We start from the raw sequence: 19,132 nt of genomic DNA on the forward strand, positions 1-19,132 counted from the left end.
TTTTTTTAAAATTACTTTTGAATTATTTTTTACTTGAGTAGGTGAAAATCTTTTTTAACTTGTATGATTTATAACTTTATTACTAAAATCCAGTATGACTTTAACCAATGTCGGTGTATACAACACTATTAGTGAGATTACAGAAAGCCCCAATAGCTACTTGTTTGATGTACAAGCGCCAGATGGTAAAATTTACCTAGCAAAAGTTCCTAAAAATTTAGATTCTGGTAGTTCTGCGGAGCGTCAGTTTACTATAACTGCACGAAATCTAAAGAAAATAGACTCTAAATATATTAACAAGGTTGTTGATTCTGGAAGAGATGGGGATTCTGGCGAATACTATATGATTCTTGAAAAAATACAAGATTCTAAAACTTTAGAAGAGTATGTTTCTGAGAACAATGAAGCGTCTAAGGCTAATATAAAAAAGATAGCTCAAATATGGTATTACGCGTGTGAAGGTCTTGAAAGAGCAGGGCAGAAAAGTATTCAGCATAAGGACTTACATCCTAAGAATATCTTGATTAATAAAGAAAATCTTCCTGTAGTTATTGATTTTGGAATTTCAATTTTAGAACATACCATTTCCAAAAAGACTTCTGTAAGTGAATATAGTACAAAGTTTGCAGCACCAGAATATATTAATAAGCAAGAAAACCGCCTTAAGGTGCGAACTGATATATACTCATTAGCCTTAGCTATGATGTATGCGATGTTAGGTCATCAATTATTTTATGAAATTGAGAATAATATAGATAGAATTACCAGTGTAATTAATTTCTATAAAGAGTTACTTTCTGTCAGCAGTCTTGAAATTTTAAAGGCAATCCTTGAAAAATCTTCAGCACTAAATCCCGATGATAGATATATGCGTCATTCTCTGGTAATGGACGATATATTAAAGTTTATTGACAGCATAATAGCAGAACCAGAGAAGCCAGTTTTTCTAAAATTTTTAAAAGAGACTAATGAAAATAGTACATCATTTGTCCAAGAGATAAATGCAAACGGTTTGTTTTTAAATGTAAATGAAAGACTTCATTCTGAACACAATTCAATCAATGCAAAACTAGCCTCTTCTAATTACTATGTGTTTTCTAGTTTTCTATCACACGGAAAAAAGAGTCTAGTTGTTCAAGACGTGAAGCATAAAGATAATTTAGAAAGTAATGAACTTAGAGAGCATCAATGGATTTTGAATAATAAAGAGCCACTTACAGATCTTACTTTCAATGTGATTGATAAAAGTCATACGGTAAATTCTGATTATTATGATGTGCAGGCATTATTAGAAAGACTACATCTCGAAGAAAAAGCAACTGCAAAAAGGAACTTACCGCGAGTACCAAGACAGATATTAAAGGATTATTTAACGTTACTGGATGCAGAAATAAATCATTTAAAGTCTAAAGCATTTTCGATACCATATTATAGTTTTACTGTAGTATCAAGTAATGAAGCAGAGTTTAAGCTAAAAGTAGATGTGACAACTATTGATGACATTAAGAGTCTAGTTCATCGATCTCGTCAAATGTTTAATAAGGGTGACACTATTAATCTTTATATCAAACCCAATCCAAAAACAGAAGACAAAGAACACGTTGGATTTTCGGTTAATTTTAATGAAAAAACTGATGTTTTATCTGTAAGAGAGTTTCCAGAGAACCGTAAGGATGAGCTTCCAGTTAAAGGAATTCTCTACGAGGACACATCTATTATGGAAATTCAATATAAGCGACAGCTTTATGCCATAAAGAATTATATGGCTGGAAAAATTTTGAATAACAATTTAAGAGATTACTTATTTCAGCCAGAGAAACTAAATAAACTCGCAGAAGAATCTGGATATATAGATATTGATCTTGAGGTCTTGTCAAAGGATAAAAATGGAAATCTTGTAGACTTCCAAGAAGCACAAAAAGATGCCGTTCTAAAATCACTATATAGAAAACCATTAACTATTATTCAAGGCCCCCCTGGAACAGGTAAAACAACTGTTATTGCCGAAATAATATTACAAATTCTTAAAAGGGATAGACAAGCTAAAATATTAATCACATCACAGACTAACCTTGCTGTTGACAATGTTTTATCCAAAATGGATGGAATTAATGGAGTTAGCTTCATAAGACTGGGAAAGAACATCGATGATGAGGCCATTGCGCTACATTCATTTGATAAGAAATTGAGCTTTTGGGCTAATAAAACTAAAAGGAAATCAGATAGCTATTTTTCTAAATTAAAAAAGGCGTTCGATAAACAGAATACAAATACTAGTCCTGTATTAAATAAAATTTTAAAAGAGTTTAATAAGAAACAGGATTGGTCAGTAGCAAAACGAGAACTAAAAACATTATTAGATAGTCCATTTTCAAAAGACTATCAGGAATTGAAGCTGTGTCTTGAGTCAAGATCGTTATTCAATGATAAACTATCTAACTATTTGGGTGATTTTTCATCTAAGTTTAATAAGCTAAAATTATTACACAGTAAATGGAAATCTATTCTTTCTAATATTGAAAATAAAGATGCACTAAAGTCACGTTTTATCACTAATATAAATATTGTAGGTGCTACGGCAAACCACATCGCAGCTGGAATGTATCGTGATTTTAATTTTGAATTTGATTACGTTATAATGGATGAAGCAGCTAAAGCAACACCTTCAGAGACTCTAGTGCCAGTAAATATGGCACAACAAGTAATTATGGTAGGAGATCATTTGCAATTGCCTCCTTTAGTAACGGCTACTGAAAGTGTAAAACAACAGGTTGCTCAAAAACTAAATTTAGAAGATGAAAAAATTGACTTTGATAAAATATACTATGATAAACCAAGTCTTTTTGAAATTATGTTTGATGGAGCACCAGATGAGTTTAAAGAAATGCTCGACTTACAGTTTAGGATGCCAGAGCAACTTGGAGATATAATCTCCAAGTTGGTTTACGATGATAAACTACATTCCAGTCCGTTAAGTGGCAAAGCACATAAGTTAAATCTTCAAACTAGTTCTACAGTATTTATGTGTGACACAAGTAAATTTCCTAATAGATTTCACGATAAAGATCCTACAAGTAAATCATCATACAATAAATGTAATGCAGATGTTATAATCGACATATTAAATACAATTGACGGTTATACAGACTTAATAAATGATGAAGGATATGAGGTAGGTGTAATTACAGGATATGGAAAACAGGCTGAGTACCTTACCAATCAAATCGATGATATTAATCTACATAATTTACGCTTGAAGCAAAACTTAGTCGTAGCTACGGTTGACAGTTTTCAAGGTGCAGAGAAGGATATCATAATTTACGACTTAGTGCGATCCACAAGGGATAATGATAATTCTGGACTTGGGTTTTTAGAAATGCCCAATAGAATAAATGTAGCTTTTACAAGAGCAACTAGATTATTAATAGTAGTTGGAGATGCAACTTTCTTGAAAAATGTAAGACCTAGCAGAAAATGGACGGAGAATAACAATGGTAAGCTATTGTTGTTACAAGAGTTTGCTTTGCTCCTTGAAAAAGAAGGTTTAATTTATAACGACCCTAAAGAGATTTTTTATGCATCAAAATAAGAATCAAAAACCATATAGAACTAATTATCAGAAAAAGCCAAAAGGAAAGATTAATCCTAAAAAGAAAGACATTTTAACTAACGAGAGTAAGCTTTTTAATAAATACAAGAATGATTTAGGAGATGAGTATCTTTTAAATGATATTATTGAATTAGCCTATCCAAAAATACAAACTACCATTGATGTGCTTGTTTCAAGTAAACCAAGCGACGTATTACAGGATTTACATATATTTCTTTTAGGTACTATTCAAGCTGGTCTTAATGAAAAACTCATGTTGTGCAGTTTCTTGGGAATAGCAGAGGATGATTTTATTGTGGATGAGCTTTATCTATTAATAAAAGAAGGCTTAATTGATTTAGACGACGAAGACAATTACAGGTTAACTACAAAGGGGCAACTGTTTCTTGAAAAACAAAAATTCATTCCAGAAACAAGTAATGAGAAATTTACTTTTTATGTAGACGGTCTCACAAAGGAAATTACAACTAATGCTATCTCTAAAACTCATTCAGAAAACAAACTAAAAAGTTTGGTTGGCGTAAATCATTCATTTATTCAAGAAAATTGGCTTGAGATTAATTCAAAATTCAGCAAATCAAGTGAGGAAGAAAAGGAGATTATAGAGCTTTCCAATTATAAGCGAAGTATTGTTAAACAACCTAGAGCGATCTACGAAAAAATTTATGCTCTTATCTATTATCCAAAGGAGGAAACTGGAAAAAGAATACAAATAAAAGCCTATAATAAGTCATTAAGTTTACTTAGGAAAACAACTAATTCTTTAAATGAGCAATTTTCAAAAGATCCACTATTATTTGATTTTTCAGAAGATGTAGAGACACTTAATGAGTTTAAAGATATAATTGAAAAAAGTAAAGAATCAAATAAACCGAAAAATAGATTATCTGGTAAATACAAAGATATATCAACTTTTGAGCATAAGAATTTAATCTCTGAAGCTCTTAGAACCGCTCAATCTATAGTTTATATAGAAAGTCCTTGGATACGAAGAGCCACGTCAAATTACTTAACTGATATGGAAACTTTTTTAAAGAAAAAAGATACACGCCTTTTTATAGCTTACGGTATTGACAGGTCAGATAAAAGCAAGCCACATCCAGATACGTTTAATAAAATAATCGCGCTCCAAAATAAGTACCACAATCGCTTAACAATATACAATTTGCCTCTACATTTTAAAACAAGATTTAAGGATCGTAGCGGGACGCACCGTAAGATTCTTATAAAGGATAATGATTTTTATATTAAAGGTAGTTTTAATTGGCTTTCTTATGCTGGAGAGAAAGGAAGAAATTATGCAGTTGAAGAAGGAACTCAATTTTTTGATAATGTAGAAGAGTTTTGGCTTAAAGTGTTTGATGATTACCAATTTGACAAAAACTTAATCTCTTAGTCTAATGGATGCCTTGTTATCTCTATGATCATTTTACAATAATGTGTCCCATTTATGAGATTCGTCAAAAAATGAGATAGTTGCAAATAGTCTTTGAAAACTAGAATTTAAATTAGAAGCTAAGTTGTTTTATCAGCTTTGCTTTTAATGTTTTTAAAATTTGATTGATTTTAGAAGCATACTTTACAGGTGTTTTTCTTGTTATGAGTTAATCTTAGTTGTTTTTGTTCTTTGAAATTGCTGGTATATCTTGAAATATCAATAGATAATCCACTAAAAGTTTCTTCAGGTATATTTCCACCAAGGCTCATTTGTGAACGTATAGTATTATATTTGGGATCGTATCTACCATTATACTTATAAGCTGATTCTCATTATTAGTTTCTTTGCAATGCAGAAATTGGTGTTTAATGACTTTGTTCAGAGCTTCCACCATAGAATTTGAGAAGACCACATCTTTTTGAGCAATGATATGTAATGTTGGAAGGTGGTTCTGGAAATATTGAAGATTTTAAGAGCAGTATCAATAGGAACAATATCTTTTACTGTTTCAATGGTGTTAACCACTAACTCCTTTTGATCTTTTATAAGTGTTTTAATACCTTTCATTTTGGAGATGACTTCGAGGAAGGTATCAATAAGGTTAAAAATAGCTTTGGTTGATTTTTTGATGTTAGAAGATTGATTTAATCTTTTGATAAGATCTACTTCTTGGGTAAGATTTTTATTGACCTCGCTGTGTTGGTATTTATTATCAGACTATTGTTTCCATCGTGAAATATTAGAGCTTGGAATCAGAGCTATTTGTTCTTTAGTAAGTATGTCTTGTAAAAGTCCGTGACGAGTAATATGTTTAATCGATGTATCCTAGGAAACTCTTTTCATTCTTTAGCGCTTGAAAGAACAAAACTATACTAATTTAGAATTATATAAAGACCACACTTTGAGTAACTTCCCTTGTAGGGGGTGCTTTATTTCAAAAGTATTCTAGAGATTGCAGCTTTTTGTATAATCTTGTGTTATGGGAAAAATGAATTATGAAGCTAACTATCGACATTGAGGAATCTTACATTATCAATTAGCGAATTTCTGAATTAAAATTATTATGATACAGATCAATATAGTTATTCTGATAGTGTAATTAGATCTTTTAATAAATTTATCTGCTAATTATCGATATTCTTTAATTTTTAACCCATAATGATTAATGAATTTTGTCTGTCCTTTATCAAGGTCTTTATCAATTTCATTGTTATAGCTTTCGATATATTCTTCATATATCTTTTTCTAAAATACATAAAGGCCAGTCGTCCTAATAGTATTGAGCCACCTAGCCAAATTATCGTTTTCATAGTTATATATTTTGGGATTTTTCATCTCTTAATTTTTAGCAGAATGTAAAAGAAAAAAATTACAAGGTGAACAATTGTCCTGGTATTAAACATTTTAAATTATCTATTTTATCTATAGATCGACCATAGTGTAATATGTATATTTCCTTTTCTTTTAATGAACTTGAAAACTCAGCTATTTCATCAAAACTGGCATGATCCTTTGAGCTTTTAATTCTACCATCAAGAATCATTACAGGTGCTTTACTTAACCATTCATAATAAGCCTTGTTGTATCCACTGTCAGCTGAATAGGCTAAAATCAATTTATTCCGATAACTAAGACGAAAACCATAACAAATTTCTGAATGTTGGGCTTGCATAATTTCTATTGAAAAACTTTCATTTATATGGAAAATCTGTTCTGGTTCAATCTTTTGCCAATCAATCAATTCATCAATATTAAGACCTCCATTATCTATTTCGTTTAATCTGTGTTTTTTTAGTTTTTCCTGAACTTTTGGAGCAGAGAGTATTTGTAATTTAGAATGCTGATCTTTAAAAACCTGTGATACGACAGGAAGCTCACCTGCATGATCTAAATGATTGTGTGATATATAAATAGTTTTGGGAAATATTTCTAAGTGTTTTTTGATCGCTCTAGTAACACCAAAACCAATATCAACTTGTAGAATACATTTTTCTTTATTCAAAATACAAAATGAACTACTAGGCTCTCCGTATAGAATTTCGGTAGTCCCAGATCCAACACCAAGAACCTTTAAAGTAGGTCTATAAATTTTATTCATAAAAACTTTTTAATTTCATTGTACAACATTTCTTTAGTTTCATTAATGCTTGCTGAAGCTACCCAAAATTTTTCAAAATGCTCGACTCTTTCAGTAACAAATCTTGTATTCATTTGAATCATATGTGTGGTAAAATTATTACTTGTAGCTTGTGAAGCATAAAAATAATTAATATCACTTCCCTCATGACCAGCAAAAACTAATGCATAAGTTGACTTCATATAATCTTTCTCACTTATACTTCCTTGATAAGCTCTTAAGTGGATTTTGTTTGGAAACCTGTCATATAAATCAAGAATATACTTATATCTGTTTATTATTATTGAATTTGCATCCTCTAGTTCTTTTCTGACTTTACTAAAAAGAAATACAGCTCTGAGTTCAAAATTAGGATCAGCTAATTTATCTTCAATCCCCTTAGCTCTTTTTAACATATAATTTAACGTAGCATTTTTGAAATCTGGAAAATCTGATTTTAAACGATCTTTATAGCGGTCAAATTTTATATCGCAATGTTGATGAATATAATCTTCTGTAGATAAACAATTAGTAATGGAAGGGGTTATATATCTGCAAGAAATTGATTTTTTTTCAGCCTCAAATTGCTGTCTCAAATAATCTGGGCGTTCTTCTATTAAATAGAAGTTTTCATAATTTGTACCTGGCTGTGGATCATAATTTTTTCTTTGGGGTTTTAATGAAGCAAGATATTCCCAAACTTGACTAAAATTTTTATCGGGCACGTATTCGATAAAAGTTATTCCCATTTTTTTGTACCATTCACGCATTTTATCTTTTGGGACAGAGTCTTTGACTATTAAAGCAAAATGCTTTCCCGTATTACCATAAGCATTTGAAAAATTTGAAAAATATTCTGAATATTCACTATCAGCAAATGAACACCCTAAAAAAAGAAGAGTCTTTTCGAGTAATGTTGATTGAATGTATAGTTCTAGAGCTTTTTCAATATTTATACGCTCACCTCTAGCATTAACTTTATCTCTAAAACTTGATCCAGCTTTAATACTTTCCTTATGTAGTTTTTGATACCGAGACCATCCTAACACAACAGTTTCTGGTCTAGTTAAATCTCCATGAATCTTAAAAATAAATGGTTTTTTATCTTGTTTAAGAGCCTTTATTGAAGCCGTATCCATATAGGTGACAACCTCTGGAGTAGGATAAAGAGATGTTTCCAGCAATCGATCATAATTAGAAGTAATAATTACCTCGAAATCGTATAAGTTTAAAATTTCATGAACCATAGATGGCTTGGGTTGAAGATGGTTTAAAAGTTTCCGTATCTCATAATAGAGATCGCCAGAACTTAAAGTTTCTTCGATGATGTCAGCTGCCTTCATCAGTTTACCTTCCGTGATCAGACTTTGACATTTATCAATCTCAGCACTTTCCATATGCCTTTTAGATTGTTCTAATAAGTCTAATAATAACTCTTTGTAACTAGGCATTCTTAGATTATCTGCAAGTTCTGCACCCATAGATATTCCTGCACCTATCAAAGGCACAACATTTCCTTCTTCTAATTTTTGTCTTAAGTATTCATTTGGTGGTGGTGCATATCCCCTTTCTTCTGCATCCATTTTTGATTTTATTTAAATTGAACAATGACCTAAAGTTACTCAATTAGAGTGGTTTAACTATTAATAAATAGTAATAAAAACAAATATTTTTAGCAACTAATTTTATAAAAGAAGTGAAAAAGTTGATTTTTCTTATTTACATAGTAGAATGCAGAGTAAACGTTTTTCAAAGATTAAGGAATTTGTGAAAAGCCTTTAGTTAAGTGGTGCTGGTTGTCGGACTTGAACCGACGACCTACTGATTACAAAGCGTATGGTATTACCACAACTAATTCTTTTTTAGTAACTTAGTTTCTTTCAAAAGAATTTTAAGTTATGTATAAAATACTCTCATTAGATGGTGGAGGAAGTTGGGCTATTCTCCAACTCTTAACATTAAAAGAAAGATATAAAGATGAAATTCCAGAACTAAATGGTCATGCAATATTAAAGCAATTTGATATGGTCATTGCGAATTCAGGTGGGAGTATTGTTTTATGCGCTTTAGCTGAGGATTGGACAATAGATAAGGCATTGACTCTTTTTGATGACAAATCAATAAGAGAAAGCATTTTTAGTGAAAATTCATTTTGGGAAACATTCTGGCCAGTTTCAATAACTAAAATGTTTTCATTCGGACCAAAATATAGTTCAAGTAGAAAATATGAAGCTTTTAGGAAACTATTTCCAAAAGCTCATAAAATGACAATGGATGACTTACCAGATTTTATTGGTAAACCATCTTTGAAACTAATAGTATGTACTTTTGACGCATTGAACAACAGAGCTAAATTTTTTAGATCATATACCCCAAATAATGCAACTGAGGAGTTTGTTCCATTAACTAAAGCTATTCATGGATCTTCAAACGCTCCTGTTCAGTATTTTGATTTTCCTGCGAGAATAAAAGCTGACAAAACAAATATCTGGTATTATTTATGGGATGGAGCTTTAGGTGGTTTCAATAACCCAGTAGTCGCTGGCATCATCGAAGCTTTTCGATTATCAATCCCATTGGATGATATAACTGTTATTTCATTAGGTAACGCCAATAAACTTATGTCTAAAGCTCAAAAAGATAGATTTTATCAAGTAAGGTCAATTACTATAAAAGAAAGAAAAAAGAAACTATTATTTTGGCGTTACAAATTCCAATTTGAATTTTTTAAAGAAACTGTAATGAACCAAGCCAAAACAATTTTGTTTCAACCTCCAGATTGGGCGAACTACGTTGGTTTGATGTTTCTTTCAAAATCTATTTCTGATGATATAGAAAATAGATTTATTCGTCTTTCTCCAATTATCCATATTGACAAAAACACAAATCCATTAGTAATTGAATTGTTGGATAAACTTTACAGCATGGATATGGATTTAACTAAAGACGAAGAAATAGATCTACTGAAGGAATGTTTTCTGAAATGGCGAGATGGAAAAATAAAAAATCAACCCATTGAATTTAGTGTTACTAGGGAAAATGAATTAATGTACTCAAAAGGAGACGAGTATTTTAGCGAAGGTCTAAAGAAATGGAAAAGAATTTAAACTTATAAATCATATATATGTACATAAGGAGTCTTAGCGTTCACGATTTTAAGAAGGATTAAGATTGGTTGATCAAATTTACTAATTGGACATATTTTTTAATTACGTATATTTCTATATATTAATGTTTTACAATGCTTGACTGACTTATGGCAAATCAAAAACATATTGAAATATTAAATTCAGGGATTTTCGCGCTAGAAGAGTTTCGAAAAGAAAATCCATTTACTCAACTAGATTTATCAAATTCTGACCTCCGTTATATTCAGCTTAAAGGAATTAACCTCTGTAATGCGAACTTAAATGGAGCGAATTTGGCAGGTGCAAATCTAGAAAATTCTAAATTAACTAATACAGGGTTTATTGATAGCAAATTACACGGTACTAGTTTCAAAGGATCTATTATAAATAATTGTGATTTTAGAGTTACTAACTTTACGAATACTGACCTTTCAGGTTGCAGACTAGAAAACTCTAATTTTGGAGGTAGTATTTTTAAGAGAACCTTATTAAGTAACACTCAATTTAAGAGGGCTGTTTTTGGAGAAACAAAGTTTTATGACCTTAATCTTAGCGATACTTTGGGGTTAGATATGTCAACCCATTTTGCGCCTAGTGACATTAATGTTAATACATTGACAAATTCTTTTGGTCGAATTTCTAAATATTTTTTACAAGGATGTGGTTTTTCTGAATGGTCAGCTATGGAAGTAAGGCTATATGACCATCGACTAAATGCTTCTGAAATTGTAGACCTACAATATTCTGTATTTGATAAAAGGAGTAAAGGTTTCTTTATTGGAGGGATCTTTATTTCATATTCCCAAAGAGACGAAATTTTTGCAGATAAGCTTTATTATCGATTAAAAAATGATGGTGTAGCTGTATGGATGGATCGTCAAGATATGGTTTCAGGTCCTATCGAATTTCAAGTTCAATCTGCAATAAGAGCAAATGATATTATTCTTCCTATACTATCAGAAAATTCTATTAAAAGCGATTGGGTTGAGGCAGAATTAGATTGGGCAAGAGAAAGAGAGAAAGAAGAAAATAGGCCAGTTTTATGTCCTATTGCAATTGATGATTCTTGGAAAACAATAGTAAATAAAAGTGTTTTATGGAGGCAAGTCAAAAAATATAACATACTTTCTTTTTCAAGTTGGAAAGACAACCAGTTATTTGATCTTAACTATGGCAAATTAGTGAAAGGGATGAAATTATTTTACTTATAACGTATGCTTTGTACGAAAATCCATATTGTTAAATTTTGGTAAAGATGAGAAGCTTTGTAGTGTAACCTCTATGTCCATTTTACAATAATGTGTCCTATTTGTGGGATTCATCACAAAAAGAGATAGTTGCAAGTGGCCTTTGAAAACTAGCTATTAATTTAAAGAGTAAAGTTGTTTTATCAGCTTTGCTTTTAGTTTCGATGACTTGATTTGTTTTAGAAACAGACTTTGCAAGCATTCTGTTTATTTACTTGTTTCCTTAAGGTTTTTCGCTCTCCAAAACCACTAGTATATCTAGAAAGTTAAATAGATATTCCATTAAATGTTTCAAGAGGTGTATTACCGCCTAGACTCATTTGAGGCTTGATCGTGTTATAAATCAAAATAGTTTTTCAAGTATAGTTTTGAGTTGTTTTTTAGTAGTAATCTGTTGATGATAAAGAAACTGATGCTTGATTTTAGGGAAGCCTACAGCAGGGCTAAGGCGTATAACTAGAGATTATCCAAACCTGTTTTATCATTGGGCATTAGGTTATCAGTTAACCTAAAGGAATTGACTGCATAATAAGAGCCGTATGAATTGAGAGGTTCACGTACGGTTCTGTGAGAGGTTTAGGGGTGAGACTCCCCTTTTCCTACTCGACTGTGTTTTCGTGCTTTCTTTTTGTTTTCAGCGTTGGGGCAGACATACTCTTTGACAAGTTTTGGCTAGTGCGGCTGACCTTTGAGCGACTTGGCAATGTGTATGGATGCTGTAGGCTGGCTTTCATTTTAGACTTTCTTTAAAAGCATTATTTAAAATACTGTTTTTTAATAAGGTTAGATTCTCAATTTTGAGATTTAAAGCTGTAATAATTTTATTGTTTCTGTTTAGTAATTCCCTGACTTTTTCTACAACTTGCTCCTGATTTCTTAGTGGTAAAACAGGGATTTCTATGTTTGTCAAATCTTTATCTGAAATTGCTGGATATTGAGCACCTCGTATAAAGGGTTTAATCTTAGATTGAACACTTTCAGATATTAGGTAATAAAATAAATATTCACTCAGAAGTAATTCAGGATTAGCTCTTAACACGCAGAAACCAGTTGAGGCAACTGGATTATTGTATGTCTCAGAAACCATTGAAATATTCTTTAAGTTGGGACGAGTTGTTGCAAACACAATATCACCTTTTCTAATCAATTTCCGTGCTCTACTTGGAGCATCAGATCCAATCAAAATTTTTGGAGATGAAATGGAATAATGTTTATTATCAACCGAAGAAATATCTATATATGTGAATTCTCTATTAGAATACTCAGTTTTTGGGTTTATGGTATTAGTTTTCATTAATAATTTTTTAATAGGTGTGTTTACTCCTTTAAACTTAATAAACTCCTCGTCTAGACCTTCAATTATTTTTCTAATTTGATTTAAAAGTTCATTGGTTTGTATGTCATTTTTCTTAACAGTTGAGAGCAATTCTTTTGGAGATATATGCTCGATATCAATTACCTTATGTGGATTTTTTGCACTTAAATTAAAATCTTGAAAGTCGCTAACAGGAACAGTCCAGTCATTACACTTTTTATCTGTTTTGGCGTTAGTATGATTTCGTTTTTCAGGGTGTTTAAATAGTTTTACAAACTCCATTATATGTTCATATGTGATGGGTTTATTTTTAGTCAATTTATACGGTGGAGTTACATCATAATACCAGATTTTTGATGTTGATCCTTTTCTATCGAAAAACAAAATATTAGTCTTGACACCGCTATATGGCAGGAAAACTCCACTGGGTAAACTCACAATTGTGTGCACATTGAATCCTTCTAATAAATCTTGCTTAACCTTACTAAATGCTCCAGCAGTTTGAAACAAAACACCTTCTGGAATAATGATGGAAGCACGACCTTCCACTTTTAATATTTTCATAAAGTGTTGCAAAAAAAGTAATTCAGTTGCGTTTGCTTCTATTGGGAAATTTTGCTGAATTTGTTTTTTCTCTTTACCTCCGAATGGTGGATTAGCAAGTATTACATTGTGACGATCTTTTTCTTGATAATCACGAATGTTTTGCGTCAAGGTATTTCCTTTGTAAACATTCGGACTTTCGATACCATGAAGAATCATATTCATCATCCCCATTACATAGCCTAGTGAAGTTTTTTCTTGCCCATAAAAGGTTTTTGTTTGAATTTTTTCCCAATCAGATGCCGAATATTTTGCCTTCTTATCATCTGTTGTCATGTATTCAAATGCTTCTACTAAAAAGCCTGCACTTCCCACAGCTCCATCATAAATTGTTTCACCCACTTTAGGGTCAACAGCTTCAACCATTGCCTTAATGATTGCTCTAGGAGTGTAAAATTCTCCTGAATTACCACCATCAGAACCCATGCCTTTAAGCAGGTTCTCGTAAATCTGAGAAAGTTCAAAAAGCTCATCAGAGCTTTGGAAATCCAGTGCATCAATGATGTCTAAAACTTCTCGCAACGTATGACCACTTGCAATTCGATTGTCCAAGTATTCGAAAATCGCACCTATTTTATATTTTATGGACTGTGGATCACTTATGTTATTCTTAAAACCTTTGAGATAGGGAAAGAAGGTATTATTAACAAATTCTATTAAGTCGCTACCTGTAAGTGCTCGCTTAACATCTAACTTTCCATTATCATCTTTTGGACAAGCCCAAGATGCCCATCTTAAATCTTTACGAATTACGAATTCATATTCTTTATCTTCTAGAATTGATTCATCTGTTTTGTTTTCTTCGAAATCATTTAAGAATTTCAAAAACAAGATCCAAGAAATTTGTTCTGTGTAATGCATTGCACCACTAATACCATCATCTCTTCTGAGGATATCGGTAATTCGGTCTATTTTGTTTTGTATATCACTCATATTATATTTTTCCTTTAATGAAATTATAGATGTTTACAATATCATTTGATATTTCATTTACAGGTATTTCCACAATAATTGCTGATAGTTTATTATAATCAACTCCACTTTCATCTGTTGGAATAACAGCTAAGCCATCTTTTAAGTACAATGGTTGAAGCATTGTTTTAACATCTAAATTGCGAACATCTACATTGTCGCATGGCTCCTCTGGTCTAAGCTGGTGAATTGGTGCTAAATGCTGATTTATTTCTGCTAACTTTCCATGGGCTCTAAGCATTGTGTGGCTTAGTAGGTAATTTTCAATTTCTCTTCGTTTCCAACTTAAGAGGTAGGCGGCTTTGTTTCCTGCACCTCTAAGGTTTATTTTATTTTGCCTACCAGTAGCTACCGAATTAAGAACTAAACCTGAATCTTGAACATCATCAATAGAGAGGTTGTCTCTATCACATACTAGAAAAATTGTATTGGTATTAGGGTTTGAATGATGTTTCTTAAAAGAATCAACCCAATCTAATTTGGAACTTCCAAATCTTTGAGAATAATTGCTGAACCCAGAACTACATTTAATATAATGGATCTGTTGTTGAATGTTTAGGTCGAAATCAGGAATCTTCTTTTTACACAGTTCAAGAAAAATAAACCAGTCAAAATAATCTTCAACTAGAGCAAGGTATTTTACTTTACCCGCAATTGATAATTTATAATTACCGCCTGCTGACAATGATTCTAATCGATCAAGAATTTGATTTGCTACCGTGTCTTCTTCGATTTTACCTCTTTGAACCAGTTTAATGTTCGTGAACTCATTAAGAATTATTGAGTCGGCAGAATGGGTTGTTGTGATTACCTTACCATCTATTTCACCAAAAACATTCCAAAGCTTTTGAATGTTACGATAATATAAATGAGAGTCGACTTCATCTAGTAAAAACAGTGTGTTTTCCGAGTCGAATAAGTCAATAAGAGAATAAATTGCAAGTAATTGATGCTCACCGTCACTGAGTTGATTTAATTCCAAATCCCCTTTGAAATATAACCCACACTCATTCTTAAAGATAAACTGGTTATGTAACGAAGCCCATGCAAGAAAAGAGAAAATTTTATTTGTGTCAGTACCTAAAACTAGGGCAGCATCTTTAGCTTGAAACCATTTCCAAGATTTAACAATTCTCGAATTTTCAGTTTCAAAGTCGAAATCTGCTGAGTGTATTTTTTCTGTTAGTTTCGATAAAAATTGATGAAAAAAAGTCTTGCGTATTGATTTTTGTTCAAGCTCAAAGTCTTCTGCTTCTTGTTCTACAGCATATACTATTTTGTCATTGTAGTATTTTCTAACACGAAAAGGGAAACCAATTTTTGTAGAAATATCGACTCCATCAGCATTTGTGTCTATTAATTCTTTGGACTTTAGGAACTCAATTGTTTTCCCTTCTCTTTTAAGAGCCGTTGCGAAGAAAATCAGTAACCTTACCCAGCCTTCGTCAAAGTAGAATGCATTTATTGCGTTTTCAAATTTTTCTTCATCATCAGAGTTGTTTACAACGAATCGTTGCTTACTCCTTATGCTATTCTTAAAAATGGAAGAGAAGGATTCATTGTTACCAGAAGAGAAGGTGATTAGCCTAGTTTCTTCCTGATTATCATCAAGGTGATCAGTAAAAATACTTTCTAAAATGGCAGATTTACCACACCCGTTTTCACCTACAAAAGTCATTACATTACTATCCAAAGTGAGTGTCTGTGGAAATTGGTGAATCTTATTTTTTGATATAGTTAATTCCATTTATGAAGCTTTATATATGTTTTCTTGAAGTTTATAATAGGCTCCAAGCAAATTTTTCATATCTCCGAAAATGACTTTAGCATCTTTCGGTGTTCCTAGTTTTAGTTTTATTAAATCGCCAAGTTTATCTCGTTGCAGTTCTTCAATTCCGAATTTCTCATAATGGTTTAGCACATATTCCAAAAATTCACGTGCCTTTAAATTCTGATAAATAGAGAAGAATTTATCGTCATTTCGCACAGAAAAAGCTCGGTCTTTTCGAGTCTTTAAACCTGAACTAAAAGAGATGTGGGACAACACATCAAAAATGTCACACTCTGGAGTGGCAATCATATTCCGCAAAACGTCCAATTGTTCTTTGTCAAAACCCAGTTCACCGAGTTGGGCTAATAGGTTTTTTCTTGTGTCCGGGTTTGCCCAGATTTTTCTTAGATGTGCTTCATCTTTATAAATAGCAGGTAGTTCTCCAACAAGCTTTTCTAAAAATTCTCTAGCTGTTAAAGGTTTCCCATTTTCATCTATATAACGAGTATCAATATCAATGATTTTAAGCTTTCGTCCGTTACTCAATTCGATAATCAGTTTTTCTTTTTTTTCTCCATATTCGCCTTTAGGTTCTTCAACTGTTGGCGGTTTTGGTTTTCTTGGTTTTGCTTCTGAACTTCCATTTCCAGTTTCATCAGTTTCTGTTTCGTCTTCGGGAATACCATCCCATTTAGCGTCATAGAAAAGATCAGTAGCTCCTACAAAATCAATAATTGTAAAAAAATCTTTACCATCATAAACTCTAGTTCCTCTTCCAATTATTTGTTTGAATTCGACCATAGATCCAATCGGTGCAGTAAGTACAATGTTTCTCACGTTTCTTGCATCAACCCCAGTCGTTAGCATTTTGGAAGATGTTAGAATCACAGGAATATCTTTGTCATTATCCTGAAACGATTCTAAAAATGTTCTGCCAATTTTACCTTCATCAGAAGTAACTCTAACACAGTAGTTTGAGTCGGAAATAGTTTTATGTTTATTAATCTTGTCTCTGAGCTCCAGAGCATGGTCTTGATTAACACAGAAAACAATGGTTTTCTCCATTGCTCCAATATTGTTTAAGATAGCTTGTGCAATAAGTTCAGTTCGCTGAACGATAGTTATGCTTTTGTTGAAGTCTTTTAATTCGTAGCGGTCTTTTTTAACCTCACCTTGTATTACTTTACTATCGTTTGTATGGATATATTCGTCAATATTGGTTTTAACTCTTTTCAATTTGTATGGAGTTAAAAACCCGTCAGAGATACCGTCTTTTAATGAGTATTCATAAATTGGCTTTCCAAAATATTTGTAGGTATCAACATTGTCTTCACGTTTTGGTGTAGCTGTTAATCCTAAATGAACCGCTGGTTTAAAATGATCCAGAATTGCTCTCCAAGAACCTTCTTCATTTGCACTACCTCTGTGACACTCATCAATTACGATAAGGTCAAAAAAGTCAGAAGAGTATTTTGAGTAGTATCCGCCAATATTTTCTCTCTCTGCAATTGCCTGATAGATTGCAAAAAAGATAAATGCGTTTGTTGGAACAACACCATTTCTGCTTTTTATTTCTTCACCATCAATTTTAACAACATCATTTTCATAAGGATTAAATGTGTTTATGGCTTGATCAGCAAGTACATTTCTATCAACTAGAAACAGTATTCTTGGTCTTCTATCTTCTCCATCTAAATTCCATTTTGCTTGTAGTAATTTGTGAACTATTTGAAATGAGATAAAGGTTTTACCAGTTCCTGTAGCTAGGGTTAATAGGATTCTTTTGCTTTCATCTCCAATGCTTTCCATTACTTTGTTTACCGCAATCTCTTGGTAATATCTAGGTCTCATTGGACCCGTCAGATGAAAAGGGATACCATGTAATTTTTCTTTTAGCTGGAGATTCTTCCGATATAACCTGTTGTAAAGAGAATTTGGAGTAGGGAATTCATCAATGTATTCACCTGAACCTTTTTGTCGATCAAATTCATAAATTCGTTTGCCATTGGTGGCATAGACAAAATTGATTTTTAATTTCTCGGCATAATCTAAAGCTTGTTGAAGTCCTTTGGTTGGGTGATCATCAATCTTTTTAGCCTCTATTATCGCTAGGTTAGTATTGTTAAATTTCAGCAAGTAATCAAGAAACAGGCGTTTACCTCTTTTATTTCCAAATAACTTTCTACCGTCTGTGAAATAGTATTCTCGTTCAATATTATCAGAAGTCCAATCACTTTCAATAAGTTTTGGATCAATGTAATTTGCTCTAGTATCTGATTCCGATATTTTTCTTGTCATGATGCTGAGTCAGTTAATAAGTCCTTAGCATTTACATCTAAGATTTCGGCAATCCTGTATAAATCTTCGATACTCGGTTGTCTTCTATTTTTCACATAGGAATTCACCATATTGTAACTCTTGCCTAGCTTTTCAGCTAACCAAGTCTGCTTTATTCCTTTGTCGTCTAATACTTCTTTAATCCTATTCATTAGAGGATTTATTTTTATCAGACCACAAGATAGTAAAACATCTCATATTATGAGTGCAAAAAGCATCACAATAGAGTGTTGGGGATTTTAGCTCTTTTGGTTTTTCAGCGTTGGCTTTTAGCGTTGGCAAAAATCAAATGTGCTAAAATGTGCGGCTGGCTTTTTTTTTGCAGGAAACACAACATCTCGTATATGAAATGTAGCGCTGAAAATAAGCGATAAATTTCAGATTATACACAAGCCGAATTTTTAAATTTTATTAATTATTTTATTTTTGGAAATTTGTCAAATTTAAAAATTTGGCGACTTTCCAAAAATGCCCAAGCCTTTGTTTTAGCACCGACTTGCGCTATTTTTTATATACACTGTGTGTGCCCAGCATGGGCATCTTTTATTTATCGAAAGATAAATAATTCATTTAGAGGGTGCAAGTCCCTTATGGG

The 19,132-nt window shown here is 32.0% G+C and carries 11 protein-coding genes; 4 read left to right on the plus strand and 7 right to left on the minus strand.

The features are described 5' to 3' along the window. Positions 1-94: 94 nt before the first annotated feature. Together Q0505_RS13680 and Q0505_RS13685 are read left to right on the plus strand one after the other, a co-directional pair. Positions 95-3,589 (plus strand): AAA domain-containing protein, encoded by a 3,495-nt coding sequence (locus tag Q0505_RS13680; protein WP_299213801.1) that lies wholly within the window; start codon positions 95-97, stop codon positions 3,587-3,589. Next, on the plus strand, positions 3,576-5,006 hold the full coding sequence (locus Q0505_RS13685; protein ID WP_299213803.1) for a hypothetical protein: 1,431 nt from the start codon (positions 3,576-3,578) through the stop codon (positions 5,004-5,006). Before Q0505_RS13680 ends, Q0505_RS13685 begins: the two co-directional genes overlap by 14 nt. Positions 5,007-5,426: 420 nt before the next feature. Here Q0505_RS13685 and Q0505_RS13690 read toward each other — a convergent pair whose 3' ends face one another. The 3 genes from Q0505_RS13690 to Q0505_RS13700 form a co-directional block, all read right to left on the minus strand. Next, positions 5,427-5,615: a hypothetical protein gene (locus Q0505_RS13690; RefSeq protein ID WP_299213805.1), complete on the minus strand. Its 189-nt coding sequence runs from the start codon at positions 5,613-5,615 to the stop codon at positions 5,427-5,429. A gap of 802 nt (positions 5,616-6,417) precedes the next feature. Then, the gene (locus Q0505_RS13695) at positions 6,418-7,146 is read right to left on the minus strand and encodes an MBL fold metallo-hydrolase (RefSeq protein ID WP_299213807.1); all 729 of its coding nucleotides are present in this window, start codon (positions 7,144-7,146) and stop codon (positions 6,418-6,420) included. Beyond that, positions 7,143-8,747: an SIR2 family protein gene (locus Q0505_RS13700; RefSeq protein WP_299213809.1), complete on the minus strand. Its 1,605-nt coding sequence runs from the start codon at positions 8,745-8,747 to the stop codon at positions 7,143-7,145. Before Q0505_RS13700 ends, Q0505_RS13695 begins: the two co-directional genes overlap by 4 nt. Positions 8,748-9,062: 315 nt before the next feature. Between Q0505_RS13700 and Q0505_RS13705 the strand changes: the two genes are divergently transcribed. After that, positions 9,063-10,271: a patatin-like phospholipase family protein gene (locus tag Q0505_RS13705; protein WP_299213812.1), complete on the plus strand. Its 1,209-nt coding sequence runs from the start codon at positions 9,063-9,065 to the stop codon at positions 10,269-10,271. Between the two features lie 149 nt (positions 10,272-10,420). Continuing rightward, positions 10,421-11,503, plus strand: a complete 1,083-nt coding sequence (locus tag Q0505_RS13710) for a toll/interleukin-1 receptor domain-containing protein (protein ID WP_299213815.1) — start codon at positions 10,421-10,423, stop codon at positions 11,501-11,503. Positions 11,504-12,269: 766 nt separating this feature from the next. Here the strand turns inward: Q0505_RS13710 and Q0505_RS13715 are convergent. From Q0505_RS13715 to Q0505_RS13730, 4 genes are read right to left on the minus strand one after another with little or no spacing between them, the layout of a single operon-like run. Beyond that, positions 12,270-14,390 carry an N-6 DNA methylase gene (locus tag Q0505_RS13715; protein ID WP_299213818.1) on the minus strand — a complete coding sequence of 707 codons (2,121 nt, stop codon included), beginning with the start codon at positions 14,388-14,390 and terminating at the stop codon, positions 12,270-12,272. A 1-nt stretch (position 14,391) separates the two neighbouring features. Continuing rightward, positions 14,392-16,176, minus strand: a complete 1,785-nt coding sequence (locus tag Q0505_RS13720) for an AAA family ATPase (RefSeq protein ID WP_299213821.1) — start codon at positions 16,174-16,176, stop codon at positions 14,392-14,394. Further along, complete coding sequence (hsdR, locus tag Q0505_RS13725; RefSeq protein WP_299213824.1) at positions 16,177-18,498, minus strand: EcoAI/FtnUII family type I restriction enzme subunit R; 2,322 nt, start codon at positions 18,496-18,498, stop codon at positions 16,177-16,179. Then, positions 18,495-18,689, minus strand: coding sequence for a helix-turn-helix transcriptional regulator (locus Q0505_RS13730; protein ID WP_299213827.1), 195 nt, complete (start codon positions 18,687-18,689; stop codon positions 18,495-18,497). Before Q0505_RS13730 ends, hsdR begins: the two co-directional genes overlap by 4 nt. Positions 18,690-19,132 lie beyond the last annotated feature (443 nt).

The organism is uncultured Dokdonia sp. (assembly GCF_937910895.1).
GTDB lineage: Bacteria > Bacteroidota > Bacteroidia > Flavobacteriales > Flavobacteriaceae > Dokdonia.

What these genes read in the sequence shown, in the direction of transcription:
- Q0505_RS13720 (WP_299213821.1), bottom strand. Translation starts at nt 16,176, where the DNA reads ATGGAATTAACTATATCAAAAAATAAGATTCACCAATTTCCACAGACA.
- Q0505_RS13710 (WP_299213815.1), top strand. Translation starts at nt 10,421, where the DNA reads ATGGCAAATCAAAAACATATTGAAATATTAAATTCAGGGATTTTCGCG.
- Q0505_RS13705 (WP_299213812.1), top strand. Translation starts at nt 9,063, where the DNA reads ATGTATAAAATACTCTCATTAGATGGTGGAGGAAGTTGGGCTATTCTC.
- Q0505_RS13690 (WP_299213805.1), bottom strand. Translation starts at nt 5,615, where the DNA reads ATGAAAGGTATTAAAACACTTATAAAAGATCAAAAGGAGTTAGTGGTT.
- hsdR (WP_299213824.1), bottom strand. Translation starts at nt 18,498, where the DNA reads ATGACAAGAAAAATATCGGAATCAGATACTAGAGCAAATTACATTGAT.
- Q0505_RS13700 (WP_299213809.1), bottom strand. Translation starts at nt 8,747, where the DNA reads ATGGATGCAGAAGAAAGGGGATATGCACCACCACCAAATGAATACTTA.
- Q0505_RS13680 (WP_299213801.1), top strand. Translation starts at nt 95, where the DNA reads ATGACTTTAACCAATGTCGGTGTATACAACACTATTAGTGAGATTACA.
- Q0505_RS13695 (WP_299213807.1), bottom strand. Translation starts at nt 7,146, where the DNA reads ATGAATAAAATTTATAGACCTACTTTAAAGGTTCTTGGTGTTGGATCT.
- Q0505_RS13685 (WP_299213803.1), top strand. Translation starts at nt 3,576, where the DNA reads ATGCATCAAAATAAGAATCAAAAACCATATAGAACTAATTATCAGAAA.
- Q0505_RS13730 (WP_299213827.1), bottom strand. Translation starts at nt 18,689, where the DNA reads ATGAATAGGATTAAAGAAGTATTAGACGACAAAGGAATAAAGCAGACT.
- Q0505_RS13715 (WP_299213818.1), bottom strand. Translation starts at nt 14,390, where the DNA reads ATGAGTGATATACAAAACAAAATAGACCGAATTACCGATATCCTCAGA.